The sequence below is a fragment of the Arthrobacter sp. zg-Y877 genome (assembly GCF_030373105.1).
Lineage (GTDB): Bacteria > Actinomycetota > Actinomycetes > Actinomycetales > Micrococcaceae > Arthrobacter_B.
In genome coordinates, this window is record NZ_JAUCPU010000007.1 from 361,042 (window position 1) to 386,918 (window position 25,877).

The window sequence follows — 25,877 nt, forward strand, 5'->3', positions numbered from 1 at the left end:
TCCTAGATCCACCCGGCCTTATGCGCCTTGATTCCCGCCTGGAACCGGCTCTCGGCGCCCAGTTCCTCCAGCATCCAGGCAATATGGCGGCGGCACGTCCGTACGCTGATTCCCACCCGGCGGGCAATGGCCTCATCCGAATAGCCGGACGCCAGTGCCGTGAGGACAGAGCGCTGTGTGCTCGTGAGGCCTTCGCCGCCGGGATTGTCGGACAGGTATGGTTCCGCAAGGCCCCAGGCGAACTCGAAGAGGAGCCCGAAGATCCGGATCAGGTTCGGATCCCGGACCACCAGGCCCGCCACATCGCCGGGATACAGCTCGCGGGCAACCACTGCCACTTTTTCATCAAAAATCAGGGTCCGCAGCGGCATGTACGGAAGGGTGCGGAACTGCCCCCCGGCCGCGGTGATGGTCTCGACAGCCTTGCGGGTGGGCACGTGGTCCCGGGTGCTGGCGTGGTACAGGGTCTGCCGCCGGACGCCGCTGCGCAGGAGGTCAAGGTCCTTCTGCACGCTTTCCTCATGGATGTCGGCATTGGCGCCATGCCCCGGACGTGCGATGAGGACCCGGTCGGTGGCGCTTCGCCCGTACTCGATCAGCACCCGCTGGACCTTTTCCTGGTCCTCCACCACTTCCACCGAGGCATCGGCGGCCAGACGCTTACGTGCTTCGGTGTAGGCCGGCGTCAATGCGGCCATCTCCCTCCGGCGGGCATAGATCCTGCCCCGCAGCTCCAGGAGGGCACGTTCATCCGGATCAACCAGTTCGGCGAGGGCCACATCCGGGGACACCGCGATGTAGCTCGGGCAGTCGTCGGACTGCTTGAGCAGGAGGCAGCGCGTAGTCAATTCCCCAATTGCGGTATCGATGGCCCGGCTCGTGTACCCCAGCGCCTCGGAAGCCTCTCCGGCCGTCCACCCCGGACGGCTTACGGCAAAACGGTAAACGTCGAGCGAAACCTGAGACAGCACGGCGAATCCTTTCAAAAGCATCAGCTGAAGCACCCACCGCTACACTACCCAGCGGGTCCTGTTTCCGGTCCGCGTGTGGCAAATGTGTTTTGTGTCTGCAACACACTTTGGATTGCAGGTCATGACAGGTTAATGCCAACTTCGCCGGTAGGGCACCGCTCCCGTGCAAATCTCCTGCGCCGGGCCGATTTCACCTCGGCTCCGGCCACAGCCCGGTACCTCCGGGTCCACATCCGGACATGTCAGGAACCGGGCACCGGAGGCTATTTACAGGCCCTGCGACGGCGGGGGAAGCTTTCGGAGTCAAATCAAGGCGCCGGCTGAGCAACAGCCTGAGACCCAAGGGGGATAGCAATCATGAAGAGCTGGGATTGGTTCTAACTGAGGGCCCCCACGGGGCCAAAGATACGTAGACAAAACAATGCAAGGCCGCCGGCGGCGGTAACCATACCCCGAGGGGAAAGACGCATATGAGCCAGCTAGCTGCAGTTCGACCAGCCTCACGGACGCAACCGGGCACTCATTGGTGGTCGCTCTCCATTCATACAGGGGGCTTCGATGTAGCGGACGGCATCGTCGGAGAACTGGTTACCCCGCTGGCAGCTCAGGCACAGGTCCTGGGGGCGCAGCGCTGGTACTACACCCGCTGCTCGGACCCCGCCCACGCACACGTGAAACTGCGGGTGCTGGCCACGACGAACACGCTGGACCGGCTGCAGTCACTGTTGGTGGCCCTGCAGGACCAGTCGAGCGGTGTCATCGGGCACCTCGAGACCAGCCAACAGATCACCGAACCCGCCACGGACCGGCTCAGCCCCGGTGGCGCGGAACCCCAGGACCCCCGGGTCGAGGCGGATCTCGCCAAGTATGGCGGGGTGGAAGGACTTTCCCTCGCTGAAGAGGTTTTTGAACTCTCCTCCGATTTGGCCACTTGGGCCACTGCACGTTTCCCCAAGGTCCAGAACCGCTGGGCGCTTGGCTCGCTCCTGCTGTTCGATGCGGCCAGGAGCATGATGAAGGGACCGCGCGCCTCGGCCTGGCCGGACCGCCGCCGACTCTCCTGGGACTACTACTGGGACAGCCACCTGCGCAGCTGCACGGCAGGGTTCGGGCCGCGGGCAGCCGGGGTGCGGCAGGCCATGACAGTCCAGGTGGGCGCCAAGGTGATGCCCACCCACCGGCTAATGGCGGCGACCGCAGCAGAATCTGCCGTGGAAAACTGGCGGCGCCGTTGGTTCCGCGGAATCGATACCTATCTGTACCGGGCCGACAAAGCGCGGCTCAGCCGAAGCGCCCAGCATTTGACGGTCTACCAGGCGCATATGCTTTTGAACCGCCTGGGTCTTAGCCTTCGCGAGGAAGCCGCCATGGGACTGTATGCACGGACCTGGAGTCCGGAACGGGAATCGGTTCTGCTCGATAAGCGCTGACGGCGCACTAATGGGAAGGGGGCCCATCCGGTGGCCGATCACGAAGAAGTAGTCGTAACCGACGCGTTGGAACTCGGCTCGGTCCTGGGCTGTTCGGAAGACGTCCTGGCCGACCTGAAAACCAGCGGCGTCCTGGCACCCTACGGCGAAGCTTGGAACGTAGGACCCGCCCGCGAGTACCTGCGGGACGCAGCCTGGGCGGACGAGGTTTGGTACTAGCGGGGAACGCGAAGGCGGGAACGCAAAGCCGGGAACGCAAAGCCGGGAACGCGAAGACGCGAGACGCAAAGCCACGAAACGCAGAAGAGGGACGGACCGGTAACGGTCCGTCCCTCTTTTCTGCCGGCACTGATGCCAGTATTCCTGCCGGCACTCCTGCCGGCGGTTGCCTAGGCTACGGAGACCGAGGCTTCCGCAAGGACGCGGACTGCTTCGCCAAGCTGGGCAACGGTGTCAGGGTCCTCCTGCGGGTGGATACCGGCGTAACGCGTCACGGATCCACCGATGGCCAGGCGGACTTCCTCGACCACGCGGGCACCGGCAATGCCGACCGACTTACGGGCATCGTCCTGCGCCCAGACGCCGCCGTACTGGCCGAAGGCGGAACCGATAACGGCGGTCGGCATCCCGGAAATGGCACCGGCGCCGAAGGGGCGGGACAGCCAGTCGATGGCGTTCTTGAGGACGGCCGGCATGGTGCCGTTGTATTCGGGGCTGATCAGCAGCAGGCCGTCTGAGGCAGCGGCCGCGTCGCGCAGTGTCTGGGCGGCCTCGGGGACCTGCCCTTCCACATCAATGTCCTCGTTGTAGAACGGAATGTCGCCCAACCCGTCAAAGACCTTCACCTCGACGCCCTCCGGAGCTCCAGCTGCGGCGGCTTCGGCGAGCTGGCGGTTAATGGAACCGGCGCGGAGGCTGCCGACGAGGGTCAGGATGGTGGTGCTCAAAATTGGAACTCCTGTCTTGGTCGTGCCGCTTGAAGGGCACGAGCACGGATTCTTCTTAGTGGCTTAAGCGGACTACAGTCCGATTTTATTCCCCGCGGGGCTAGACTTTCCGGCATGACCGGGAGAGGACCATCACAGACGGGCCTGCGGGACGACGCCGCCCGGAACCACCGCCGCCTGATGGAAGCCGCCATGGAACTCGTGGCCGCCGGTGGTGCCGATGCCCTGACGATGGATGCCCTTGCCGGCCGTGCCCGGGTGGGCAAGGGAACTGTTTTCCGCCGCTTCGGATCACGCGCCGGGCTGATGCAGGAGCTCCTGGACCACGCGGAGCAGGATTTCCGGAAGGCCTACCTTTCCGGGCCGCCCCCGCTGGGGCCGGGAGCCCCGCCTCGGGACCGGCTGCAGGCCTTCGGCATGGCCCGGCTCGCATCGCTGGAGGTAAACGGCGAACTGGCCCGGGCGGCCGACGTCGACCCCCGGAGCCGCTACCAGCACCCGTCGCACATCCTTACCCGCCAACACCTGGCCGGGCTGCTCCGCCAGCCCGGTTCCGTCCCCGATCCGGAACTCGCCGCCTACCAGCTGACGGCCTTTCTGGATGCCGGCCTGCTTCTCCACCTGCACGGAGCCGAAGGCATGAGCCTGCCGCGCTTGAGGAAGGGCTGGGAGGAACTGGTGGACGGGGTGATGCGGGTTCAGGGCACCTGAGCATGCGGAAAAGGAACTGCCCGGCCCGCTTGCGGGCGGACCGGGCAGACGCGGCAGCTCTGTAATGGCTACAAGGTCACCAGGTCCGGCCAATCCGTGGCCAGTTCGAGTCCGTGCGCGGCTGACACGGAGGAATGGGTGACACGGCCGCCGGCAATATTGAGCCCTTGCGCCAGGTCCGGGTATTTCTCAAAGGCATCGGCCACCCCCAGATTGGCCAGTGCCACCGCGTAGGGCAGCGTCACATTGGTCAAGGCGTAAGTGGACGTATTGGGGACCGCCCCGGGCATGTTGGCCACGCAGTAGAAGAGCGAACCGTGCACACGGAAAGTGGGATCTTCGTGCGTGGTCGGATGGCTGTCTTCAAAGCAGCCGCCCTGGTCCACCGCAATGTCCACCAGCACGCTTCCCGGTTTCATCCGCGAGACCATGTCATTGGTTACGAGCTTCGGTGCGCGGGCGCCTGGAACCAGCACCGAGCCGATCACGAGGTCCGCATCCACGATGGCCCGGTCAATCTCGAACGCGTTGGAAGCCACTGTCTTGATCCGGCCGGCGTACAGCTCGTCGAGTTCCCTCAGCCGGTCAATGTTGATGTCCATGACCGTGACGTCGGCATGGGCGCCGACGGCGGCAGCCGCGGCGTTGGTCCCGGCGACACCGGCTCCCAGCACCACCACCTTCGCAGGCCGAACGCCCGGGACGCCGCCGAGCAGCAGGCCGGGTCCGCCGGCGGGCGCCATCAGGGACTGCGCCCCCACCTGGACCGACAGCCGGCCGGCAACCTCGGACATGGGTGCCAGCAGGGGGAGGGTGCGGCCGCGCTGAACGGTTTCATAGGCAATGGCGGTGACGCCGCGTTCCAGCAGTGCTGCGGTCAGTTCCGGCTCTGCGGCCAGGTGCAGGTATGTGAAAAGGATCAGGCCCGGACGGAAATGCCGGTATTCAGCGGCAACGGGTTCCTTCACCTTGAGGATCATCGCGGCCTGGGACCAGACGTCGTCGGCTGAGTCCAGGATCTGCGCGCCGGCCGCCGCGTATTCCGCGTCGGTAATGTTTGATCCGGTGCCGGCACCACTTTGTACCAGCACCTGATGGCCGTGGGTACGCAGTTCATGCACGCCCGAAGCGGTTATTGCTACTCGGAATTCATTGTTCTTGATTTCCTTGGGGATACCGATGATCACAGTAGTGCTCCGTCAGTAGGTTCAGGCGGCGGGGTTTCCGCCGACACAGCCCCAGCATAGATGCCAGCCACACCGGCTGGCAGGCCCCGTCGGAGCAACTTTCCCGGCGGGCTGGCGGGTGTCAGGCGCCCGGGGAGTCCGCGGAGTTCCCGACGGCGTCGCCTGCCGCCCTGGCAGCCCTGGCGGCCTGCTGGGATTCAAGCCAGGACTGCACGTCTTCCATCCGGATGCGGCGGTGCGAACCCCGGTATTGAACCGGGATGATCCCGGCATCCGTCAGGTTCCGCAGGTAGGTGTGGGAGATGCCGGCGGCGGCAGCCGCCTGGGAAGTGGTCAGCAGCGGCACGGGCCCGGCGGGAAGCGGCGGGTCCATCGGCGCGGGCGCCGCCGAGGAGAGCGTCACCGGGTTGCCCTCCGCGAGGCGGGAGAGCAGGTCCAGCACCGCGTCCCGGGCGCCCTCGGGCAGGCGCAGAGCCGTGCCGTCCACGAAGACGGTGACGTCACCGGCGGCCAGCGCACGCTTCAATGCAAGGGTGTCTTTGTCCGGCAGTGCCGGTGCGGTCCTGGAACTCTCACTCATGCCCTCATCTTGCCAAAGTAATCGGCCATGGCGCACGGAAACGCGGGGCGGCACGGGTAAAGATGCCTGGGCCACCGCCGGAACGGTGCAGCACAGGCATGGTGGAATAGGGCTGTCGTGGAGAAAAGCCGGCCCGGACCGGAAACGGTTCGACGTTACTCGAGGGAGAGTTCATGGGTACCCACAGCACCAGGTCGATCAGAGGCGCGGTCCTGCAGACCATTGGCGCCCCGCGGCCATATGCGGATTCCCGGCCGGTGGTGGTCCAGGATCTCCAGCTGGACCCGCCGGGGCCGGGCGAAATCCTGGTGCGCATCGAGGCCGCGAGCCTGTGCCATTCTGACCTGTCGGTGGTGAACGGCAGCCGGGTCCGGCCGCTGCCCATGCTGCTTGGGCATGAGGCTGCGGGAAAGGTGGAGGAACTGGGTGAGGGCGTGGCGGACCTCGCCGTCGGCCAGCGCGTGGTGATGGCTTTCCTGCCCCGCTGCGGGGAATGTGCCGGCTGCCGCACCGGGGGCAAGATGCCCTGCATCCCCGGATCCGCTGCCAACAATGCCGGGACGCTGCTCGGGGGCGGGATACGCCTGCACGGTGCCGACGGCGAAGAAGTGCGGCACCATCTGGGGGTCTCCGGCTTCGCCACGCACGCCGTCGTCAACCGCAGATCCGTGGTGCCGGTGGATGACGACATACCCCCGGACGTGGCCGCCCTGCTGGGCTGCGCCGTGCTGACCGGAGGCGGTGCGGTGCTGAACCCTGCACGCCCCGGCAAGGATGACGACGTCGCCATTGTTGGGTTGGGCGGCGTCGGGATGGCCGCGTTGCTGACGGCCCTGTCCCTGGACGTGCGCAGCGTGATCGGCATCGATGCGCTGCCGGAGAAGCTGGCCCGTGCACGGGAACTCGGCGCCGATGCGGTCTACACCCCGCAGGAAGCCCTCGACGCCGGCATCCGGCCCGCGCTCGTGATCGAAGCGGCAGGGCATCCCCGCGCGTTCGAAACCGCCGTGCGGATTACCGCCCCGGGCGGCACCACGGTCACTGTTGGGCTGCCAGCACCAGACCAGACCGCCGAAATTGCGCCGCTGACGCTCACCGCAGAGGCCCGCACCATCATCGGCAGCTACCTGGGGTCGGCCGTTCCTGACCGGGACATTCCCGTCTACGCCCAGTTGTGGCGGGCGGGGAAGCTGCCGGTGGAGGAATTAGTGTCCGCCACCATCGCCCTGGAAGACATCAATGCGGCCATGGACACCCTGGCGGACGGACAGGCCATCCGCCAGGTGATCCGCTTCGACAGTGGTGCTAGTCAATGAGTTCGTACGCAGGCAACGTCAGGAAATCGGTGTAGTCCTTGGAGAGGCTGATCTCCCCGATGATGCGGCTGGCCGGCTCAAAGTAGCCGGTGAACATGTCCGCGGACACCTCCCCGCGCAGCCGCTCCGTTTCCTCGGCCAGGATCCGGCTGACCAGCTCCTCCGTGACGGTCTCGCCGGTGTCTTCGAGCACCACGTTGTTCCGCACCTGCTGCCAGACCTGCGACCGGGAAATCTCCGCCGTGGCGGCGTCCTCCATCAGGTTCCGGATGGCCACGGCGCCGTTGCCGGAGAGCCAGATGGCCACGTAGTAGATGGCCACGTACAGGTTGGACCGCAGCCCGGCCTCCGTGATGGACCCTTCGGCAGTGCTGACATCGAGCAGGTCGGTGGCAGTGACGGAGACGTCTTCACGCTGCCGGTCAACCTGGTTCGGCTTGTCGCCCAGGACGTCGTCGAAGACCTCCCGGCAGACGGGCACCAGATCGGGGTGGGCCACCCAGGAACCGTCAAAACCGTCGCCGGCCTCACGGGTTTTGTCATCCTTCACTTTCGCCAGGGCGGCTGCCGTCACCTCGGGCTCGCGCCGGTTGGGGATGAAGGCCGCCATGCCGCCCATGGCAAAGGCCCCGCGCCGGTGGCAGGTCTTCACGAGCAGTTCGGTGTAGGCGCGCATGAAGGGTGCGGTCATGGAGACATCGGCCCGGTCCGGCAGCAGGTAGTCCTTCCCGGCGTCGCGGAAGACCTTGATCATGCTGAACAGGTAATCCCAGCGCCCGGCGTTCAGCCCCGAGGCATGGTCCCGCAGTTCGTAGAGGATTTCCTCCATTTCGAACGCGGCCGGAATGGTCTCGATCAGGACGGTGGCACGGACGGAACCCTGGGGCACACCCACGTAGTCCTCGGCGAAGGTGAAGACATCGTTCCAGAGGCGGGCTTCCAGATGGCTTTCCATCTTGGGCAGGTAGTAATACGGTCCCTGCCCGTTGTCCAGCAGCTGCCGGGCGTTGGCGAAGAAGTGCAGGCCGAAGTCCACCAGTGCGCCCACGGCAGGTTCGCCGTCGATCACCACGTGCTTTTCCGGCAGGTGCCAGCCGCGCGGACGCATAACGACGACGGCGAGCGGCGTATCCGTGCGCAGTGAGTATTCCTTGCCCTCGGGGGAGGTGAAGGACAGCTCGCTGCGTGCCGCACGGTAAAGGTTCACCTGTGAATCCACCACGTTGTGCCAGGTGGGGGTGCAGGCATCCTCAAGGTCCGCCAACCAGACCTTGGCGCCGGAGTTCAGCGCGTTGATGGCCATTTTGGCGGGCGAGGCAGGGCCGGTCATTTCCACCCGGCGGTCCTGCAGGGCGGCGGGCGCTTCGGCCACCTTCCAGTCCCCGCTGCGGATATCGGTGGTCTCGGGGAGGAAATCCAACCGGCCGGTGGATGCGGCCTCCTGCCGGCGGACGGAACGGGCAGCAAGGCGTTCGTCCCGGACGCTCCGGAAGCGGCGGTGGAGTTCCTCGATGAATTCCAGCGCCGCCGGCGTCAGGATGTGCTCCGATCCTTCGGCGGGCGAGAGGTCTGTTACTTCAATGGCCATAATGATTCTCCCTGTGGGCAATCCGGGTGGACAGTCAAGGGTGATCCCCAAAAGTGATCCCCGAAACCTTTTCCGTATCGGAGATATTATTGTCAGCCCAGTGGAACAACAAGGGCGTTAGCGCCACTCCGTCATAGCTGCCGACAGGCGCTCGCGGGCACGGGCCAGCCGCCCCCGCACCGCCTGCGGAGTGATGCGCAGGGCGGCACCGATCTCCGCATAGCTTTGGCCATGGACTTCGCGCAGCAGCCAGCAGGCGCGCTGGTCCGCGGGGAGCAGTGCGAGGGCCCGCCGGAGGGCGTCCAGTTCCGCCGCGACCTCTGCCGTGTGGTGCGGATCCGATCCCTGGACCGGCTGCCGGTCCGGTCCGTCCGTGCCGGCGGCCGCGTCGGCCAGGGGATCGGCGCCGGGGAGGTCCTGGGGGTGGGCGGAACGGTGCCGCAGCACATCCAGGCAGCGGTTGGTGGCCGTCCGGTACACCCAGCTGCCGAAGGCGTCCTCCCGCTTCAGGTCCGGGAGCTGCCGCCATCCGGCGGTAAGCGTGTCCTGGACGACGTCCTCGGCCTCCCCACGGTCCCGAAGCATGCGGTACGCCAGCCGGAACAGCCGCCGCTGGTACATGGCCACGAGGTACTCGAAGGCGGGCAGGTCCCCTTCCCGGGCGAGTGCAACCAGCGCAGCCTCCGGGGACTGCCTGTCTGCGGAACAGCTGCGCTGGGGATCGCTGCCGTTCGGTGCCGCCGGTGCAAGCCCTGCCATGGTGTCCCTGTCCCGTCCGGAAGCGACCGGACCTAGAGCACTCCTTCGCCGCATTTTCCTTCGGCACATTTTCCCAGAGCCGCAGACCCGGCGGAATAACCCGGCCCCGGTCCAGGGGGAAGATGCCCGAACTTATGGTTTCACCGTGACGATTCCGGGCAGCGTCCGTCTTTAAGTCTGTAAGGGACGTGCGCGGTGAAGCCGCAATGAATGCAGGAGATGATTTCCCATGGCAGATCCATCAGAGACAGCGGGGGCTACGTCCGCTACGGCCCGTTCGCAGGGCGGCCAGAGTATGCAGGGCGGCCAAAGCATGCAGGGCGGCCCGAGCAAGCAGAGCGTAGAGGGCTCGGGCCAGGGGTCGCCGTCGGCCGACACCCGGCAAAGGGGCGGGCCGCTGCAGACGCCCAGGGGCGATACCACCATTGAGGAAACCGTGGTGCAGAAGCTGGCCGGAATGGCCACCCGGGAGGTTCCGGGCGTGCACGCGATGGGCAATGCGGCCAGACGGGCGTTCAGCTCCATGACTGAACGGATTCCGGGTTCGCAGACCAATGTCAGCAACGGCGTCACGGTGGAAAAGGGTGAACGGCAGGCCGCCATCGACGTGAGCATCGTGGTGGAGTACGGCTATTCCGTGGTGGAGGTGAGCCAGGGCATCCGGCGTAACGTCATCCGGTCCGTGGAGAACGCCACCGGGCTGGAAGTGCTGGAAGTGAATGTGAATGTCACCGACGTCCATCTGCCGGATGAGAGCGATGACCAGGACGACCAGTCGGACTCCAGGCCGTCCAAGTCCCTGGAGTAAAGGCACTTCTAGAACCAAAAGGAGGACTCCATGTCCGCAACGCGGTGGTGTCTGGTAATCGGGCTGGCGCTGGGAATCGTACTGGCCTTTGGTGGGTGGCTGGCTTTCCTCATCACGGTCCTGTTCGGCCTGATCGGCCTGCTGGTGGGGCTGGTGGCGGACGGGAAGGTTGACGTTCAGGGAATGCTCGGTAAAGCGTCAAGCCGATGAGCATTTCCCCGGCACCGCTGCCTTCCGCGGCCGACGTTAATGACCGCGGCGAAACGGTCCTGGCCCGCCGGGTGCTGGAGAAAACAGCAAGCCAGGTGGCCCGGGATGAAACGTTTGCGGGCGGAAGCTCGGGAGGATTCCTGGGCATCGGCACGCGGGCCGACCTCTCGGCGCGCCCGGATGCCACAGTGGAACTGGCCGGCAACGCCGCAAGCCTCAAGGTCACCGTCGGCCTTCCCTATCCGATGCCGCTGCGGCAGGCCACCGAACAGCTGCGCCGGCGCATCACCGAGCGGGTGACGGCCCTGACCGGGGTGCAGGTGAAGCAGGTGGACATTACCGTGTCCTGGCTGAAGCCGCCGCAGCGGGAGAAACGCGGCCGGAGGAAGCTGCAATGACCGCGAAAACCCCGCCGCCGGTGTCCATGCGGCGCCGGCCCAGCCGGTCCGTTCCCGCGGCCATTTCCGCAGTCCTTCTGCTCGCCCTGGGTGTCGGGCTGGTGTGGGGCGCCATCGCGCGCCTGGTGCAGGGAAGCTGGCCCCCGTTCGTCACCGAACCGCTGCGTTGGCTCGGTGAGACCGGCTGGAACAGCACCCGGGGCTGGACCGGCGCCGTGGTGCTGCTGCTGATTGGGCTGGTGTTGCTGTTGTGCGCAATGATCCCGGGTGAGTTCTCCACGCTGCCGCTGCGGGCGAAGCCGGTGAATATGCCGGGGCTGCCCGGGGCAGGGGAATCCGGCGGCGTCCCGTCGGTCCGGGGCGGGGAAACCGTGGTGATGAGCCGGCGTGCGGTTGCCCGGCTGGCGGCATCCACCTGTAACCACATTGACGGGGTGGCGTCGGCCTCGGCGACGGCTTCCGCACGCAAGGTCCATCTGGAGGTGTCCACGGCCCTGCATGGCACCTCGGACCTTGAACACTGGGTGGTGGACGGGGTGCGCTCGCGCCTCGCAGCCACCGGACTGGATCCGGTGCCGGTAGTCACCGCCACGATCCGGATGCGGGATTGACGACGCCGGACGGCCGGCAGCGGGCGATGAACAGGAAACGGAGCGGCAATGAGGCACTATTCAGGAAGAGCCAACCGGACCTGGCTGATTATCCTCGGGCTCCTTTTCCTTGCCGCCGGGGCGCTGGCGCTGCTCATTGCCGCCGGGTGGCTGGGCCGTTTGATCAGCGGCAGCCCCGCACAGTCGGACCGGGTGTTGTCCGATTCTTCGGGCCTTTTGGCGGGGGACTACGCGCCGTGGGCGGTGCTGCTGGCGGGGGTGATCCTCGGCATCCTGGGACTCTGGTGGCTCGTGGTCCAGATCCCGCGGACCCGGGCGGCAGGAGTGTTCCGGCTGCAGGAAGACCCGGTGCACGGCATCACCGTGTGCGATCCCCAGGTGCTGGCGGCGGCCGTCAGCCATGAGACGGAAAGGCTGCCCGGAGTAGTGGGCTCATCCGTGCGGCTGCGCGGCACCGCCGACGATCCGGACCTGGCCATGAAGGTGACGGTCAATTCCGATGCCGACGTACAGGGGGTGATTACCCGGATCCAGCAGGATGTGGTGCCGCACCTGGTGTCCACCCTGGAGGTGCCCCTGAATACCTTCGGCCTGGAAATCGATGCCAGCAGCAAGGCAGGCGCTCCGGGTGGAGGCGCTGCGGTCAGCTCCCGGGGAACGGTTGTCTATTAACGGTTGTCTATCAGAGCAGCCGTTACGGTTGCCCTGCCGCCAGCTCGGCACGCTCGCGGGCGGTCTCGGCCCGGTACGCCGCAACCCGGGCCTGATGCAGCGGGGTGCGCCGCAGGACGGCATAGACGATGCCGAGCAGGGCGAACCAGATGGGGGTTACCAGCAGCGCCTGCAGGGTGTCCGCATTGGTGGTCAGCGTCCACAGGATGAACGCGAAGAATGCCAGGACCACGTAGGCCATAACGACGCCGCCGGGCAGCCTGAAGGTCGAAGCCTCGTGCAGCTGCGGACGGCGCTTCCGGTACACCAGGTAACTGACGAGGATGATGGACCAGACGAACATGAAGCACAGCGCGGAAATGGTGCTCACGAGGGTGAAGGCGGCGCTGACGGACTCGCCGGCGTACAACAGCACGACGCCGGCCAGCAGGAAGGTGCAGGAGAAGAACAGGGCGTTCTGCGGAACCTTCCGCCGGGAAAGGCGGCCGAACGGGCAGGGGGCATCGCCGTCGTGCGCCAGGCCGAAAACCATACGCGACGTGGAATATATCCCGGAGTTGGCTGATGAAGCGGCGGAGGTCAGCACCACGAAGTTCACGATTGCCGCGGCGGTGCCGAGCCCGGCCAGGGTGAACATGCCAACGAAGGGACTCTCATCGGCGCTGAATTCGTCCCAGGGGATAACGGCCATAAGCACCACCAGTGCGCCTACGTAGAAGAGCAGGACGCGGATGGGAATCGAGTTCACCGCCCGGGGGAGGTTCTTTTCCGGGTCCTTGGTCTCGGCTGCAGCGGTGCCCACCAGTTCAATGCCAACGAAGGCGAACACGGCAATCTGGAATCCGGCCACAAAGCCCATGGGACCGGTGGGGAAGAAGCCGCCGTGTTCCCAGAGGTTGCTGAAGCCGGCCGTGACCCCGTCGCCGTGCGTGAATCCGGTCAGGACCATCACCAGGCCCACCACGATGAGGGTCAGGATGGCAACGATCTTGATCAGGGCGAACCAGAATTCGGTTTCGCCGAAAGCTTTGACGGTGGGCAGGTTCAGCGCCAGCAGGAGCAGGATGCAGGCGAGTGCCGGTATCCAGAGGGGCGCGTTGGGCCACCAGAAGGTGACGTAGTGGGCAATCGCCACCACATCCGCAATGCCTGTGACCACCCAGCAGAACCAGTAGGTCCAGCCGGTGAAGAAACCGGCCCACGGGCCCAGCAGGTCCGCCGAAAAGTCGGTAAAGGACTTATAGCTGAGGTTGGAGAGCAGCAGTTCGCCCATGGCCCGCATAACGAAGAAGAGCATAAAACCGATGACCGCGTAGACGAAGATCACCGACGGTCCGGCCGCGGAGATGGTCTTGCCGGACCCCATGAACAGTCCGGTGCCGATGGCGCCGCCAATGGCCAGCAGCTGGATGTGCCGGCTGGAGAGGGAGCGGGCGAGGTGGGGTTCCTCCGCGGCGTTTTGCGGCGCGGGAGCAGTGCCGCCTGGTGGACGGGTTCTGCGCTCAGACATCGAATTCCTTCATATAGGCACCTGCCGGCAGCTCCGCCGCACCCGCCTATTCCGCCCCGGAAGGCAGTACCGTTGGCGCTGCCGCCGACATTTCAGTTTGGAAGCCGCCGACGGGCGCCGTCAAATTTCACCGGTGTGACGTTGCACGTCACACCCGCCACAGGGCTTTCCTTCTTCCGCCCCGAGGGAGCCCCGCGGCCGGGCGTGTCAGGGGGTTGAGGCGGTACCGGGTGCAGGCTAAAGTTGGCCCTGTCACACCAGCAGTGCCCAATTGAATATGCCTTTATCAGCCGTGGCGGGAGAGTCCCGCCGGATGCGCATCAGCATCCGCCGGGCGCCGTAGGAGCAAACCCTCCCCGGGAATCTCTCAGGCCCCCGTACCGCCACAGCGAGGCAACTCTGGAAAGCAGTGCCGGGCGGCGCCCGGAACTCACCGACGGTGCAAGCGGAAGTACACCCGCGGAAACTCTCAGGTCCAATACAGAGCGGGGAGGAGCCGTCCATTTGTGGGCGTACCCCCGTCTGCCTTTCCTGGAGCCCCTCATGCCTGTAGAACCGTCCTCCGCCGCCCCCGCCGCAGCATCCTTCGTGGACCGGCACATTGGTGCCCGCGCCACTGCCGCCGAGACCATGCTCAAGGCCGTCGGCTACGACTCCCTGGATGGACTGGTGGACATGGCCGTCCCCGCCGCCATCCGCCAGAACTTCCCGCTGGTCCTGGACCCGGCGAAGAGCGAAGAAGAAACCCTCGCCGCCCTCCGCAGGATTGCCGGAAAAAACAAGACGGCCGTGCAGATGATCGGCCAGGGCTACTACGGCACGCATACCCCGCCCGTGATCCTGCGCAATGTCGTGGAGGATCCGGCCTGGTATACCGCCTACACCCCGTACCAGCCCGAGATTTCCCAGGGCCGGCTGGAAGCGCTGCTGAACTTCCAGACCATGGTCCAGGACCTCACCGCGCTGCCCATCGCCAACGCCTCCCTGCTGGACGAAGCCACCGCCGTCGCCGAGGCCGTGCTGCTGATGCGCCGGTCCAACAAGTCCAAAGGCAACGGCGCCATTGTGCTGGACGCCGAATTGTTCCCGCAGACCATCGCCGTCGTGAAGGGCCGCGCGAAGGCGCTCGGCTTTGAGGTCATCACGGCCGACCTTGCCGGAGGCCTCCCGGACGGCGAGCTGGCCGGCGTCGTCCTGCAGCAGCCCGGCGCCTCCGGCGTGGTCCGCGACCAGACGCAGCTCATTGCCGACGCCAAGGAACGCGGCGCGCTGGTCACCGTGGCTGCCGATCTGCTGGCCCTGACCCTCATCACCCCTCCGGGCGAGCAGGGCGCGGACATCGCCGTCGGCTCCGTGCAGCGCTTCGGGGTTCCGCTGTTCTACGGCGGCCCGCATGCCGCGTACATGGCGGTCCGCAAGGGCCTGGAACGGTCGCTGCCCGGACGCCTCGTGGGCGTCTCGAAGGATTCGGCCGGCACGCCCGCCTACCGCCTGGCCCTGCAAACCCGTGAGCAGCACATCCGCCGGGAAAAGGCGACCTCCAACATCTGCACCGCCCAGGCGCTGCTGGCCATCGTGGCCTCCATGTATGCCGTTTACCACGGCCCCGAAGGCCTGACGGCGATTGCCCGCCGCGTCCACGATTCCGCCCGGACGCTGGCCACCGCACTGCAGGGCGCCGGCGTCGAGCTGCTGCACGACGCCTTCTTCGACACCGTGACAGCCCGCGTGCCCGGCCGCGCCGCGGAGGTCATTGCCGCCGCGGAGGAGAAGGGCATCAACCTGCGCCGCATCGACGCGGACACGGTGGGTATCTCCGCCGATGAAACGACGACGCCGGCCGTACTCGCCGACGTCGCCGCCGCGTTTAGTGCCGCTCCGGCGGAAGCTGCGGATGGCTTCGAGCTGCCCGCGGATCTCCTGCGCACCTCGGAGTTCATGACGCATCCGGTGTTCTCCTCCTACCGCTCCGAAACCCAGATGCTGCGTTACCTGCGCCGCCTCTCCGACCGCGACCTGGCCCTGGACCGCACCATGATCCCGCTGGGCTCGTGCACCATGAAGCTCAACGCGACCGCCGAAATGCAGGCGATGACCTGGCCGGAGTTCGCCTCCATCCACCCGTTCGCCCCGGATTCCCAGACCGAAGGCTGGCGGGAACTGATCGCGGACCTGGAAGAGAAGCTCGCGGTCATCACCGGCTACGACACCGTCTCCATCCAGCCCAACGCCGGCTCCCAGGGCGAACTGGCCGGACTGCTGGCCATCCGCGGCTACCACCACTCCCGCGGCGATGAGCAGCGCACCGTCTGCCTGATCCCGGCGTCCGCGCACGGCACCAACGCCGCCTCCGCCGTCCTGGCCGGCATGAAGGTGGTGGTTGTGGCAACAGCTGACGACGGCGCCATCGACCATGCGGACCTGCGCGCCAAGATCGACGCGCACCGCGACAACCTCGCCGCGATCATGATCACCTACCCCTCCACCCACGGTGTGTTCGACGACGACGTCCGCGACGTCTGCGACGCCGTCCACGAGGCCGGCGGCCAGGTCTACATTGACGGCGCCAACCTCAACGCCCTGGTCGGTCTGGCGCAGCCGGGCGAATTCGGCGGCGACGTGTCCCACCTGAACCTGCACAAGACCTTCTGCATCCCGCACGGCGGCGGCGGTCCCGGCGTTGGCCCCGTGGCGGCCAAGGCGCACCTGGCGCCGTTTATGCCCGGTGACGCCGCCACCTGGACCGGCGGCGAGGACATTCCGGTCTCCGCGTCCCGCTTCGGTTCCGCCGGCGTGCTGCCCATCTCCTGGGCCTATGTCAGCCTGATGGGCGGCGAGGGGATGACCAGTGCCACCAAGCACGCCCTGCTGGCCGCGAACTACGTGGCTGCCCGCCTGAACGAATACTTCCCGGTGCTGTACACGGGCAAGGGCGGACTGGTGGCTCACGAGTGCATCCTGGACCTGCGCGGGCTCACCGCGAAGACCGGCGTCACCGCCGAGGACGTGGCCAAGCGCCTGGTGGATTACGGCTTCCATGCGCCCACGCTGTCCTTCCCGGTGGCCGGCACCCTGATGGTGGAACCCACTGAGTCCGAGGACCTGGGCGAGATCGACCGGTTCATTGATGCGATGATCGCCATCCGCGCGGAAATCGACCAGGTTGCGGCCGGGGACTTTTCCCTCGAGGGCAGCCCGCTGCGCAACGCCCCGCACACCGCCGTCGTCGTGGCCGCCAACGAGTGGAACCGCGCCTACCCGCGTGAACAGGCCGCGTTCCCGCTGCGGAGCCTGCGCCAGGATAAGTACTTCCCGCCGGTCGGCCGCATTGACGGTGCAGCCGGCGACCGGAACCTGATCTGCTCCTGCCCGCCCATCGAAGACTTCGAAAACTAGAGGGACCATTCCTATGACTGAGAAGTACACCGCCCTCTACGAGGCACATAAACAGCTGGGTGCCTCCTTCACCGACTTCGGCGGCTGGCAGATGCCCCTCAAGTACAGCTCCGAACTGGCCGAGCATCGGGCCGTCCGCAGTGCCGCCGGACTGTTCGACCTCTCCCACATGGGCGAGGTGGAGGTCGCCGGTCCCGACGCCGCAGCGTTCCTGGACTACGCCCTGGTCGGGAAGCTCTCCGCCGTGAAGGAGGGACGTGCGAAGTATTCGCTGATCACCAACAACGACGGCGGGATCATCGATGACCTGATCAGCTACCGCCTCGCCGACGATGCCTACCTGGTGGTGCCCAACGCGGGTAACGCGGATACCGTGGCGGCCGAACTGGCGGCCCGGGCCGAGGGTTTCGACGTCACGGTGAACAACATTTCAGCGGAAACCTCGCTGGTGGCCGTGCAGGGACCTGCGGCCGAAGCGATCCTGCTGGACCTGGTCGCCGCCGGCCAGCAGGACGTGGTCACGGGCATGAAGTACTACGCGGCCGCCACCGTTGGCGTCCGGGCGGGGGAGCGGACGCTGGACCTGCTCGTGGCCCGCACCGGGTACACCGGTGAAGACGGTTTCGAGATCTACGTTCCCAACGACGGTGCCGCGGCCCTCTGGACCGCGTTGCTCGCCGCGGGGGAGGGCCGTGGGTTGATTCCCGCTGGTCTGGCCTGCCGTGATTCGCTCCGCCTGGAAGCGGGCATGCCCCTGTACGGCAACGAACTCACCTTGGACACGGACCCCTACGCTGCAGGTCTGGGACCCGTCGTCGCGCTTTCCAAGGAGGGCAACTTTGTGGGCCGTTCCGCTCTCGAAGCCCGCAAGGAAGCCGGCCCCGCCCGGAAGCTGGTGGGGCTGAAGGGCTCCGGCCGCCGCTCCGCCCGCTCCCACTACCCGGTGCTCAGCGACAGCGAAACAGTCATCGGCGAAGTCACCTCCGGCGCTCCCAGCCCCACCCTCGGCTATCCCATCGCCCTCGCCTACGTCGATACGGACTTCACGGCCCCCGGCACGGAACTCTCTGTCGACCTCCGCGGCAAACAGGAGCAGTTCACGGTTGTGGAACTTCCGTTCTACAAGCGCAGTAAGCAGTAAACGGAGCGCCGCGCTGCCCGACCCGGCGAATGCCGCCCCGCCAGCGCACGCGCCTAGACTTTGAATTAGTGAACGAACCCGACGAACAGCTTCCGAGAGGCCCAAGATGAGCAAAGTAAACGCAGGACTCCGTTATTCCGCCGAACACGAGTGGGTAGACTCTTCGAGCCCCGTCCGCGTCGGCATTTCCGCCGTTGCAGCGGACGCTCTTGGCGACGTCGTCTACGTTGACCTGCCCGCCGTCGGCGACACGGTCACGGCAGGCGAAACCTGCGGCGAGGTCGAGTCCACGAAGTCCGTCTCGGATCTGTACGCTCCGGTGTCGGGGGAAATCGTGGAAATCAACCAGGAGGCCATCGACAACCCGGCCCTGCTGAACGAGGACCCGTACGGCGCCGGCTGGCTCTTCACCGTCAATGCCACGGCCGAAGGCGCGCTGCTTAGCGCCGAGGAATACGCGGAGAAGAACGGCGGCGACTTGTGAGCGATTACCTCAACGATCCCCTGGCGGTAGTAGACCCGGAGGTCGCGGAGCAGATCGATAACGAGCTCCGCCGGCAGCAGCAGGGCCTGGAAATGATCGCCTCGGAGAACCACACTGCGGTTTCCGTCATGGAAGCCCAGGGGTCGGTACTGACCAACAAGTACGCCGAAGGCTACCCGGGACGCCGCTACTACGGCGGCTGCGAATTCGTGGATGTGATTGAGCAGCTGGCGATTGACCGGGCCAAGTCCCTCTTCGGCGCGAATTTCGCCAACGTACAGCCGCACTCCGGCGCGCAGGCCAACGCCTCCGTCATGCATGCCCTAATCCGGCCCGGAGACACCATCCTCGGACTGTCCCTGGCACACGGCGGACACCTGACCCACGGCATGAAGATCAACTTCTCCGGCCGGCTCTACAACGTGGTGCCCTACAACGTGTCCGAAGACGACCACCGCGTGGACATGGCGGAAGTGGAAGCCCTGGCCAAGGAGCACCAGCCGAAACTGATCGTGGCCGGTTGGTCCGCCTACGCCCGGCAGCTGGACTTCGCCGAATTCCGCCGCATCGCCGATGAAGTGGGTGCCTACCTGATGGTGGACATGGCCCACTTCGCCGGCCTGGTGGCTGCCGGGCTGCACCCCAGCCCGGTCCCGCACGCCCACGTGGTCACCACCACCACGCACAAGACCCTCGCGGGTCCGCGCGGCGGCATCATCCTCTCCAACGACGCCGACATTGCCAAGAAGATCAACTCGGCAGTGTTCCCGGGCCAGCAGGGCGGTCCGCTGGAACACGTGATCGCCGGCAAGGCGACCGCGTTCAAGATCGCTGCCACCCCCGAGTTCCGGGAGCGCCAGGAACGGACGCTTGCGGGCGCGCGGATCCTCGCCGAACGCCTGCTGGCCGACGACGTCGCCGCGGCCGGTATCTCGGTGGTCTCCGGCGGCACCGACGTGCACCTGGTGCTCGTTGACCTGCGCAATGCGGCCCTCAACGGCCAGGAAGCCGAAGACCGGCTGGCGAAGATCGACATTACGGTGAACCGCAATGCGGTCCCGTTCGATCCCCGTCCGCCCATGGTGACGTCCGGCCTGCGGATCGGCACCCCGGCCCTGGCCACGCGTGGCTTCGGCGAAGCTGCGTTCCGGGAAGTCGCAGACATCATTGCCCAGGCACTCATCGCCGATGAGGACTCCGACCTGGCACCCCTGCGCGGGCGCGTCACCGCCCTCGCGCAGGCCCATCCGCTGTACCCGGAGGTGGCGGACCTCTCCGCTGCCCCCGCTGCGGCACACCGTTAGGAAGCACTACCTTGGCTGTCGGCGTTTTTGACCTCTTTACCGTGGGCATCGGCCCTTCGAGCTCCCATACGGTGGGCCCGATGCGTGCCGCTGCGGTCTTCGCGGCTGAATTGGTCGACGCCGGCAGCCTGCCCGACGTCGCAGGCCTCCGGGTTGACCTGTACGGTTCCCTCGCGGCAACGGGCCGCGGCCACGGCACTATGACCGCGGTGTTGCTGGGCCTGGAGGGGTTCGCGCCCGAGCTGATCCTGCCCGAACAGGTGGAGCAGCGGCTGGCCGACATTGAGGCTTCGCGGAAACTGCAGCTGTGCGCCGAGGTGCCGGGCGCCGTGGCCTGCCCGCTGGAATACGGCGAGGCGGACATCGTGCTGCACCCGCTCACCGTGCTGCCGCGGCACACCAACGGCATGAAGTTCGCCGCAATGTCCGCCGACGGTTCCGTGCTGCACGAAGCGACCTTCTTCTCCGTAGGCGGCGGCTTCATTGTCCGCGATGGTGAAGAACGGGCGGATGCCCTGGAACTGGAGGCCAGCAAGTCCGACCTCCCGTATCCCTTCCGCACCGCCGTAGAGCTCCTGCAGCACTGCACCAGCAGCGGACTGAGCATCAGCGAAGTGATGCTGGCTAACGAGCTGGTATCCCGGGCGGAGGCAGACATCCGCTCCGGCCTGCTGCATATCCGCGACGTTATGGAGGAATGCAAGAATTCCGCCATCCGCCGCACCGGCCTGCTGCCCGGCGGGCTGAAGGTCCGCCGCCGGGCACCGGCCTGGCACACCCGGCTGCGTGCCGAGGATCCGGACCGGGACCCGAAATTCTGGCAGGAATGGGTGAACCTGGTGGCCCTGGCGGTCAACGAGGAAAACGCTTCCGGCGGACGGGTGGTCACCGCGCCCACCAACGGTGCGGCGGGCATCATTCCCGCCGTGATGTTCTACGCCACGCATTACGGCCCGGGGATGGAGAACGCCACCCCCGAACAGCGCGACGACGTCGTGGTCCGTTTCCTGCTTGCCGCCGGCGCCGTGGGCGTGCTCTACAAGGAGCAGGCCTCCATTTCCGGCGCGGAGGTGGGCTGCCAGGGCGAGGTGGGATCGGCGTCGTCCATGGCCGCCGCCGGACTGGCGGAAATCCTGGGCGGCACCCCGGAACAGGTGGAAAACGCCGCCGAGATCGCTATGGAACACAACTTGGGGCTGACCTGCGATCCGATCGGCGGGCTGGTGCAGGTGCCCTGCATTGAGCGCAACGCCATCGGTGCCGCGAAGGCCGTGAACGCAGCCAAGATGGCGCTCTGGGGCGACGGCGAGCACCGGGTTTCACTGGATGAAGTGATTGTGACAATGCGGGAAACCGGCCGCGATATGAGTTCCAAGTACAAGGAAACCGCACTCGGCGGCCTGGCCGTCAATGTGGTGGAGTGCTGACGATCCGTCTCACGTACGGCATGTGATTTGTGCAATACCCCTGTTTTGGGTAAAGCTTTGTTGTCGCTTTTGACAGCAGCCTTATCGAAAACAGGGGTTAGAAACAATGAACGCAGCACGGGCAGTTTCCATGGCACCGGCATCGGAGGACGGTGGGTTGCTGGGCACCATTGACTCCGCGGTCAACTCCTTTTTCGAACCGATTACCACCGTGTTCTCCGGAATCGTGTTCTTTCCGGTCACCATCGGCGACTTCAGTTTCCCGATCGTCGTCGCCTGGCTGATTCTCGCCGGCATTGTTTTTACGTTCTACTTCGGCTTCATCCAGCTTCGCGGGCTCAAGGTCGCCGTGCAGGTGGTCCGCGGCAAATTCTCCTCCAAGGATGATCCGGGTGAAGTGCCGCACTTCCAAGCGCTCACCTCCGCCCTGTCCGGCACCGTCGGCCTGGGCAACATTGCCGGCGTCGGTGCGGCCATGGCCCTCGGCGGTCCCGGTGCGACCTTCTGGATGATCCTGGCCGGGCTGCTCGGTATGGCCTCGAAGTTCGCCGAATGCACGCTCGGCGTGAAGTACCGCGAAGTTCATGAAGATGGTTCCATCAGCGGCGGTCCGTTCAAGTACCTGCCGGTCGCCTTCGCCCGCTTCGGCACCTGGCCGGCCAAAATCCTCACGGGCATCTTCGCCGTGGCGATCCTGATCTTCGGCATTGCCGGCGGCAGCATGTTCCAGGCCAACCAGACCTTCGCGCAGATCCAGAATGTCACCGGCGGCGACGACGGCCTTCTCGGCAGCGCCGGCGCGGCCCTGATCTTCGGCCTGGTCCTGGCTGCCCTGGTGGCCGTGGTGATCCTGGGCGGCATCAAGTCGATCGGTGCCACCACCTCCAAGCTGGTGCCCGCCATGGCCGGCATCTACGTCGTGGCCTGCCTGTTCGTTATCATCGTCAACTTCCAGAACGTACCGGCAGCCTTCGGCGCCATCATCGAGGGCGCCTTCCGCCCCGAGGGCTTCGCCGGCGGCATCATCGGTGTCATGATCGTCGGTTTCCAGCGTGCGTCCTTCTCGAACGAGGCAGGCGTCGGCTCCGCGGCCATCGCCCACTCGGCCGTCAAGACCCGCCGGCCGGTCAGCGAAGGCTTCGTGGCGCTCTTCGAACCGCTCGTGGACACCGTGCTTATCTGCACCATGACCGCCCTGGCCATCATCATGGCGTCCACCCCCAGCCTGCAGGCCGGTATCGACCAGGTCCAGGGCGGCGGAGCCGCGCCCGACGGCGTCATCCTCACCTCCGATGCCTTCGCCACCGTGCTCCCGTGGTTCCCGATCGTGCTCGCCATCGCCGTGGCACTCTTCGCCTACTCCACCCTGATCACCTGGTCCTACTACGGCCTGAAGTCCTGGGAATACCTCTTCGGCCGTGGCAAGCGCCGGGAGATCGTCTACAAGGTCATCTTCCTGGTCTTCACCGTGGCCGGCTGCGTCCTGTCCTTCAGCCAGGTCATCAGCTTCGCTGACGCGGCACTGTTCGTCTGCGCGTTCGTGAACCTGCTCGGCGTGTACATGCTGCTGCCCGTCATCAAGAAGGAAATGAAGGAGTACCTGGCGGACCGCAAGAGCGGCAAGCTGGAAATGCTCGGCATTGACAACGACGACATCAAGGAAGCCGCCGCCACGGCGTAACACCCCGGAACGCCTCAGCCGCGGCCGCCGAAGGGCATGCCGGATGCCGTGACCACGAGCGAGCGGACGTTCGCCGAAGCCGGGGCCTGAGCCATAAACAGCACGGCGGCCGCGGCCTCCTCCACCGGGAACACGGGTTCCACGGCCCGGGTGCCGTTCGCCTGCAGGGCGCCCTGGCCGCCCCCGATCCCGCTGAGCAGTTCGGTGTCGGCATTGCCGATGTCGATCTGGCCGCAAGTGATGCCGAACGGCCGGCCGTCCAGGTCAATGGCCTTGGACAGGCCGGTCACGGCGTGCTTGGTGGCCGTATATGCGGCCGACAGCGGCCGCGGCGTGTGCGCCGAGACGGAACCGTTGTTGATGATCCTCCCGCCCTGCGGGGATTGAGCCTTCATGTGCCGTACGGCCGCCGCGGAACACAGCATGGTGCCGGTGATGTTGACTGCCAGCGTCCTGTCCCAGTCCTCGAGGCTCAGCTCGTCGACGCTGCCGGTGGGGCCGAGGGTGCCGGCATTGTTGAACAAAACATCCACCCGCCCAAACGAGCCAGCGGTGGCTGCGAAGAGCCGCTCGACGTCGTCGGGCACCGTGACATCCGAAGGCAGTACGAGCGCCTCTTCTCCGGCTCCGGCGGCGGTGTCCCGCAGTTCCGCCTCCCGGCGTCCGGCCAGGACCACCCGGAAGCCGGCGGCCAGGAACGCCCGCGCCGTCGCCCGGCCGATCCCCGAGCCGGCTCCGGTGATGACTGCGACGCGGGGCGCAAATGGGTCGGCCGATTGGGTGTGGGTATCCATGACCCGATTCTGCCTTGCCGCCTGCACCTGTGGCACGGGTTTCCCGAACAGGTCCGCCTACGCGGATTCCGCGCCATCGCCCGGCCCCGCCCGCGGATTGTCCGAGACCTCTGGCGGGCCGTCCGCCGCCGCCCTACGATACCAAGCACAGGTCGTTCTGGCAGGGCAGTACCCTTCGGCGGATCGGGATAGTTCCATGTCGACAATGAAATACACCGCGGAACCGGACGGAACCTTCGTCGCACCCCGGGTGGTCCCCGTATCCAGGGGACGCATCGTCGTCAACTGGCTCACGTCCACGGACCACAAAACCATCGGGTACATGTACCTGATCGCGTCCTTTGTCTTTTTCTCCCTGGCAGGCGTGATGGCACTGCTCATCCGTGCCGAACTGTTTGAGCCCGGCATGCAGATCCTGCAGACCCGGGAGCAGTACAACCAGCTCTTCACCATGCACGGCACGGCCATGCTGCTGATGTTCGCCACCCCTCTCTTCGCCGGCTTCGCGAACGTGATTATGCCGCTGCAGATCGGGGCGCCCGACGTCGCGTTCCCGCGCCTGAATGCCCTCGCGTTCTGGTTCTTCCTGTTCGGCTCGCTGATAGCACTGTCCGGGTTCATCACCCCGCAGGGCACCGCGTCCTTTGGCTGGACCGCCTACACACCGTTGTCCAACGTTGCGTTCAGCCCCGGCCTGGGCGGTGATCTGTGGGTCTTCGGACTGGCATTGTCCGGTTTCGGCACCATTCTGGGGTCGGTCAACTTCATCACCACCATCATTTGCCTGCGGGCTCCGGGCATGACCATGTGGCGGATGCCGATCTTCACCTGGAACACCCTGGTGACGGCGATTCTGGTCCTGATGGCCTTCCCGCCCCTGGCGGCAGCACTCTTCGCCCTGGGCGCGGACCGCCGCTTCGGGGCCGACATCTACAACCCCGAACGCGGCGGCTCCATCCTCTGGCAGCACCTGTTCTGGTTCTTCGGTCATCCCGAGGTCTACATCATTGCCCTGCCGTTCTTCGGCATCGTGTCCGAAATCTTCCCCGTCTTCAGCCGGAAGTCGATCTTTGGCTACAAGGGCCTGGTCTTCGCCACGATTTCCATTGCCGCGCTCTCCGTCACGGTCTGGGCACACCACATGTACGTAACCGGCGCCGTGATGCTGCCGTTCTTCTCCTTCATGACCATGCTGATTGCAGTGCCCACCGGGGTGAAGTTCTTCAACTGGATCGGCACCCTGTGGCGGGGATCCATCACGTTTGAAACCCCCATGCTGTGGAGCATCGGCTTCCTGATCACGTTCCTCTTCGGCGGCCTGACCGGGATCATCCTGTCCTCCCCGCCGCTGGACTTCCACGTCTCTGACACGTACTTCGTGGTGGCACACTTCCACTACGTGGTGTTCGGCACCGTCGTATTCGCAATGTTTGCGGGCTTTTATTTCTGGTGGCCAAAATTCACGGGAAAGATGCTCAACGAACGTCTCGGTAAAATTCACTTCTGGCTGCTGTTCCTGGGTTTCCACACGACGTTCCTGATCCAGCATTGGCTGGGCGTGCTGGGTATGCCCCGGCGGTATGCGGACTACCTGGTGGAGGATAATTTCACCGGGATGAACCAGCTCTCCACCATTGGCTCGGCAATTCTGGCGCTGTCCATGATTCCCTTCATCTGGAATGTCTACGCCACCTGGCGGCACGGAAAGAAGGTGGAGGTGGATGATCCATGGGGCTTCGGGGGCTCCCTGGAATGGGCAACATCCTGCCCGCCGCCGCGGCACAACTTCACCTCGCTGCCGAAGATCCGCTCGGAGCGTCCGGCATTGGACCTGCATCATCCGGAACTAATGGCGCGGGCAAATTCCGACACCGATTCACCTGCCGAAAAACTCTTTGGCGCCGCGGATATGGGCAGCGAGGAACCCCGCAATCCCGATCCCCGGCAATAAC

The 25,877-nt window shown here is 66.0% G+C and carries 24 protein-coding genes and 1 riboswitch; of the genes, 16 read left to right on the forward strand and 8 right to left on the reverse strand.

The window, feature by feature from the left end; genetic code table 11:
* Window positions 1–2 precede the first annotated feature (2 nt).
* On the reverse strand, window positions 3–971 hold the full coding sequence (locus tag QNO03_RS12540; RefSeq protein WP_229946192.1) for a helix-turn-helix transcriptional regulator: 969 nt from the start codon (window positions 969–971) through the stop codon (window positions 3–5).
* A gap of 470 nt (window positions 972–1,441) precedes the next feature.
* Here QNO03_RS12540 and QNO03_RS12545 point away from each other — a divergent pair, with 470 nt between their 5' ends.
* Both QNO03_RS12545 and QNO03_RS12550 read left to right on the forward strand, forming a co-directional pair.
* Window positions 1,442–2,401 carry a lantibiotic dehydratase C-terminal domain-containing protein gene (locus QNO03_RS12545; protein WP_229946193.1) on the forward strand — a complete coding sequence of 320 codons (960 nt, stop codon included), beginning with the start codon at window positions 1,442–1,444 and terminating at the stop codon, window positions 2,399–2,401.
* A gap of 30 nt (window positions 2,402–2,431) precedes the next feature.
* A complete protein-coding gene (locus tag QNO03_RS12550; protein WP_229946194.1) occupies window positions 2,432–2,620 on the forward strand; it encodes a hypothetical protein in 189 nt (62 codons plus the stop codon).
* Between the two features lie 170 nt (window positions 2,621–2,790).
* Here QNO03_RS12550 and QNO03_RS12555 read toward each other — a convergent pair whose 3' ends face one another.
* Entirely contained in the window at window positions 2,791–3,351 is a 561-nt protein-coding gene (locus QNO03_RS12555) for an NADPH-dependent FMN reductase (RefSeq protein WP_229946660.1), read from the reverse strand.
* Window positions 3,352–3,462: 111 nt separating this feature from the next.
* On the opposite strand from QNO03_RS12555, the gene QNO03_RS12560 reads away from it, so the two are divergent.
* Window positions 3,463–4,059: a TetR/AcrR family transcriptional regulator gene (locus tag QNO03_RS12560; RefSeq protein ID WP_229946200.1), complete on the forward strand. Its 597-nt coding sequence runs from the start codon at window positions 3,463–3,465 to the stop codon at window positions 4,057–4,059.
* Window positions 4,060–4,127: 68 nt separating this feature from the next.
* Here the strand turns inward: QNO03_RS12560 and ald are convergent, their stop codons facing one another.
* Entirely contained in the window at window positions 4,128–5,246 is a 1,119-nt protein-coding gene (gene ald / locus QNO03_RS12565; RefSeq protein WP_289603517.1) for an alanine dehydrogenase, read from the reverse strand.
* Window positions 5,247–5,367: 121 nt separating this feature from the next.
* Window positions 5,368–5,826, reverse strand: coding sequence for a helix-turn-helix domain-containing protein (locus QNO03_RS12570; protein ID WP_289603518.1), 459 nt, complete (start codon window positions 5,824–5,826; stop codon window positions 5,368–5,370).
* Window positions 5,827–5,999: 173 nt separating this feature from the next.
* On the opposite strand from QNO03_RS12570, the gene QNO03_RS12575 reads away from it, so the two are divergent.
* Window positions 6,000–7,142 (forward strand): alcohol dehydrogenase catalytic domain-containing protein, encoded by a 1,143-nt coding sequence (locus QNO03_RS12575; RefSeq protein WP_289603519.1) that lies wholly within the window; start codon window positions 6,000–6,002, stop codon window positions 7,140–7,142.
* Here QNO03_RS12575 and aceB read toward each other — a convergent pair.
* On the reverse strand, window positions 7,132–8,730 hold the full coding sequence (gene aceB, locus QNO03_RS12580; RefSeq protein WP_289603520.1) for a malate synthase A: 1,599 nt from the start codon (window positions 8,728–8,730) through the stop codon (window positions 7,132–7,134). The two genes, QNO03_RS12575 and aceB, sit on opposite strands and share 11 nt — an antisense overlap.
* A 117-nt stretch (window positions 8,731–8,847) precedes the next feature.
* Window positions 8,848–9,489: an RNA polymerase sigma factor gene (locus QNO03_RS12585; protein ID WP_229946211.1), complete on the reverse strand. Its 642-nt coding sequence runs from the start codon at window positions 9,487–9,489 to the stop codon at window positions 8,848–8,850.
* Between the two features lie 229 nt (window positions 9,490–9,718).
* Between QNO03_RS12585 and QNO03_RS12590 the strand changes: the two genes are divergently transcribed.
* Genes QNO03_RS12590 through QNO03_RS12610 form a run of 5 tightly spaced genes read left to right on the forward strand, consistent with a single transcriptional unit; the run spans window position 9,719 to window position 12,188 of the window.
* Window positions 9,719–10,297, forward strand: a complete 579-nt coding sequence (locus QNO03_RS12590) for an Asp23/Gls24 family envelope stress response protein (RefSeq protein ID WP_229946214.1) — start codon at window positions 9,719–9,721, stop codon at window positions 10,295–10,297.
* A gap of 30 nt (window positions 10,298–10,327) precedes the next feature.
* Window positions 10,328–10,507, forward strand: a complete 180-nt coding sequence (locus QNO03_RS12595; protein ID WP_229946216.1) for a hypothetical protein — start codon at window positions 10,328–10,330, stop codon at window positions 10,505–10,507.
* Complete coding sequence (locus tag QNO03_RS12600; protein ID WP_289603521.1) at window positions 10,504–10,905, forward strand: Asp23/Gls24 family envelope stress response protein; 402 nt, start codon at window positions 10,504–10,506, stop codon at window positions 10,903–10,905. Before QNO03_RS12595 ends, QNO03_RS12600 begins: the two co-directional genes overlap by 4 nt.
* Window positions 10,902–11,516: a DUF6286 domain-containing protein gene (locus QNO03_RS12605; protein ID WP_229946220.1), complete on the forward strand. Its 615-nt coding sequence runs from the start codon at window positions 10,902–10,904 to the stop codon at window positions 11,514–11,516. The genes QNO03_RS12600 and QNO03_RS12605 overlap by 4 nt, the downstream gene beginning before the upstream one ends.
* 48 nt (window positions 11,517–11,564) lie before the next feature.
* Window positions 11,565–12,188, forward strand: a complete 624-nt coding sequence (locus tag QNO03_RS12610) for an Asp23/Gls24 family envelope stress response protein (protein ID WP_289603522.1) — start codon at window positions 11,565–11,567, stop codon at window positions 12,186–12,188.
* A gap of 22 nt (window positions 12,189–12,210) precedes the next feature.
* Here the strand turns inward: QNO03_RS12610 and cycA are convergent, their stop codons facing one another.
* Window positions 12,211–13,698 carry a D-serine/D-alanine/glycine transporter gene (gene cycA / locus QNO03_RS12615; protein WP_289603523.1) on the reverse strand — a complete coding sequence of 496 codons (1,488 nt, stop codon included), beginning with the start codon at window positions 13,696–13,698 and terminating at the stop codon, window positions 12,211–12,213.
* A gap of 286 nt (window positions 13,699–13,984) precedes the next feature.
* Window positions 13,985–14,091: riboswitch (glycine riboswitch) on the forward strand.
* Between the two features lie 150 nt (window positions 14,092–14,241).
* Here cycA and gcvP point away from each other — a divergent pair.
* The 6 genes from gcvP (at window position 14,242) to QNO03_RS12645 (ending at window position 23,131) form a co-directional block, all read left to right on the forward strand.
* Window positions 14,242–17,094: an aminomethyl-transferring glycine dehydrogenase gene (gcvP, locus tag QNO03_RS12620; RefSeq protein ID WP_289603524.1), complete on the forward strand. Its 2,853-nt coding sequence runs from the start codon at window positions 14,242–14,244 to the stop codon at window positions 17,092–17,094.
* 13 nt (window positions 17,095–17,107) lie between these two features.
* The gene (gene gcvT / locus QNO03_RS12625) at window positions 17,108–18,235 is read left to right on the forward strand and encodes a glycine cleavage system aminomethyltransferase GcvT (protein ID WP_289603525.1); all 1,128 of its coding nucleotides are present in this window, start codon (window positions 17,108–17,110) and stop codon (window positions 18,233–18,235) included.
* Window positions 18,236–18,341: 106 nt separating this feature from the next.
* Window positions 18,342–18,719: a glycine cleavage system protein GcvH gene (gene gcvH, locus QNO03_RS12630; protein WP_230022736.1), complete on the forward strand. Its 378-nt coding sequence runs from the start codon at window positions 18,342–18,344 to the stop codon at window positions 18,717–18,719.
* Complete coding sequence (gene glyA / locus QNO03_RS12635; RefSeq protein WP_289603526.1) at window positions 18,716–20,023, forward strand: serine hydroxymethyltransferase; 1,308 nt, start codon at window positions 18,716–18,718, stop codon at window positions 20,021–20,023. The genes gcvH and glyA overlap by 4 nt, the downstream gene beginning before the upstream one ends.
* An 11-nt stretch (window positions 20,024–20,034) precedes the next feature.
* The gene (locus QNO03_RS12640) at window positions 20,035–21,450 is read left to right on the forward strand and encodes an L-serine ammonia-lyase (protein WP_289603527.1); all 1,416 of its coding nucleotides are present in this window, start codon (window positions 20,035–20,037) and stop codon (window positions 21,448–21,450) included.
* A gap of 106 nt (window positions 21,451–21,556) precedes the next feature.
* Window positions 21,557–23,131: an alanine/glycine:cation symporter family protein gene (locus tag QNO03_RS12645; protein WP_229946236.1), complete on the forward strand. Its 1,575-nt coding sequence runs from the start codon at window positions 21,557–21,559 to the stop codon at window positions 23,129–23,131.
* A 14-nt stretch (window positions 23,132–23,145) separates the two neighbouring features.
* Here the strand turns inward: QNO03_RS12645 and QNO03_RS12650 are convergent, their stop codons facing one another.
* Entirely contained in the window at window positions 23,146–23,925 is a 780-nt protein-coding gene (locus tag QNO03_RS12650) for an SDR family oxidoreductase (RefSeq protein ID WP_289603528.1), read from the reverse strand.
* Window positions 23,926–24,121: 196 nt separating this feature from the next.
* Here QNO03_RS12650 and ctaD point away from each other — a divergent pair, with 196 nt between their 5' ends.
* Window positions 24,122–25,876: an aa3-type cytochrome oxidase subunit I gene (gene ctaD / locus QNO03_RS12655; protein ID WP_229946241.1), complete on the forward strand. Its 1,755-nt coding sequence runs from the start codon at window positions 24,122–24,124 to the stop codon at window positions 25,874–25,876.
* Window position 25,877: the final 1 nt, after the last annotated feature.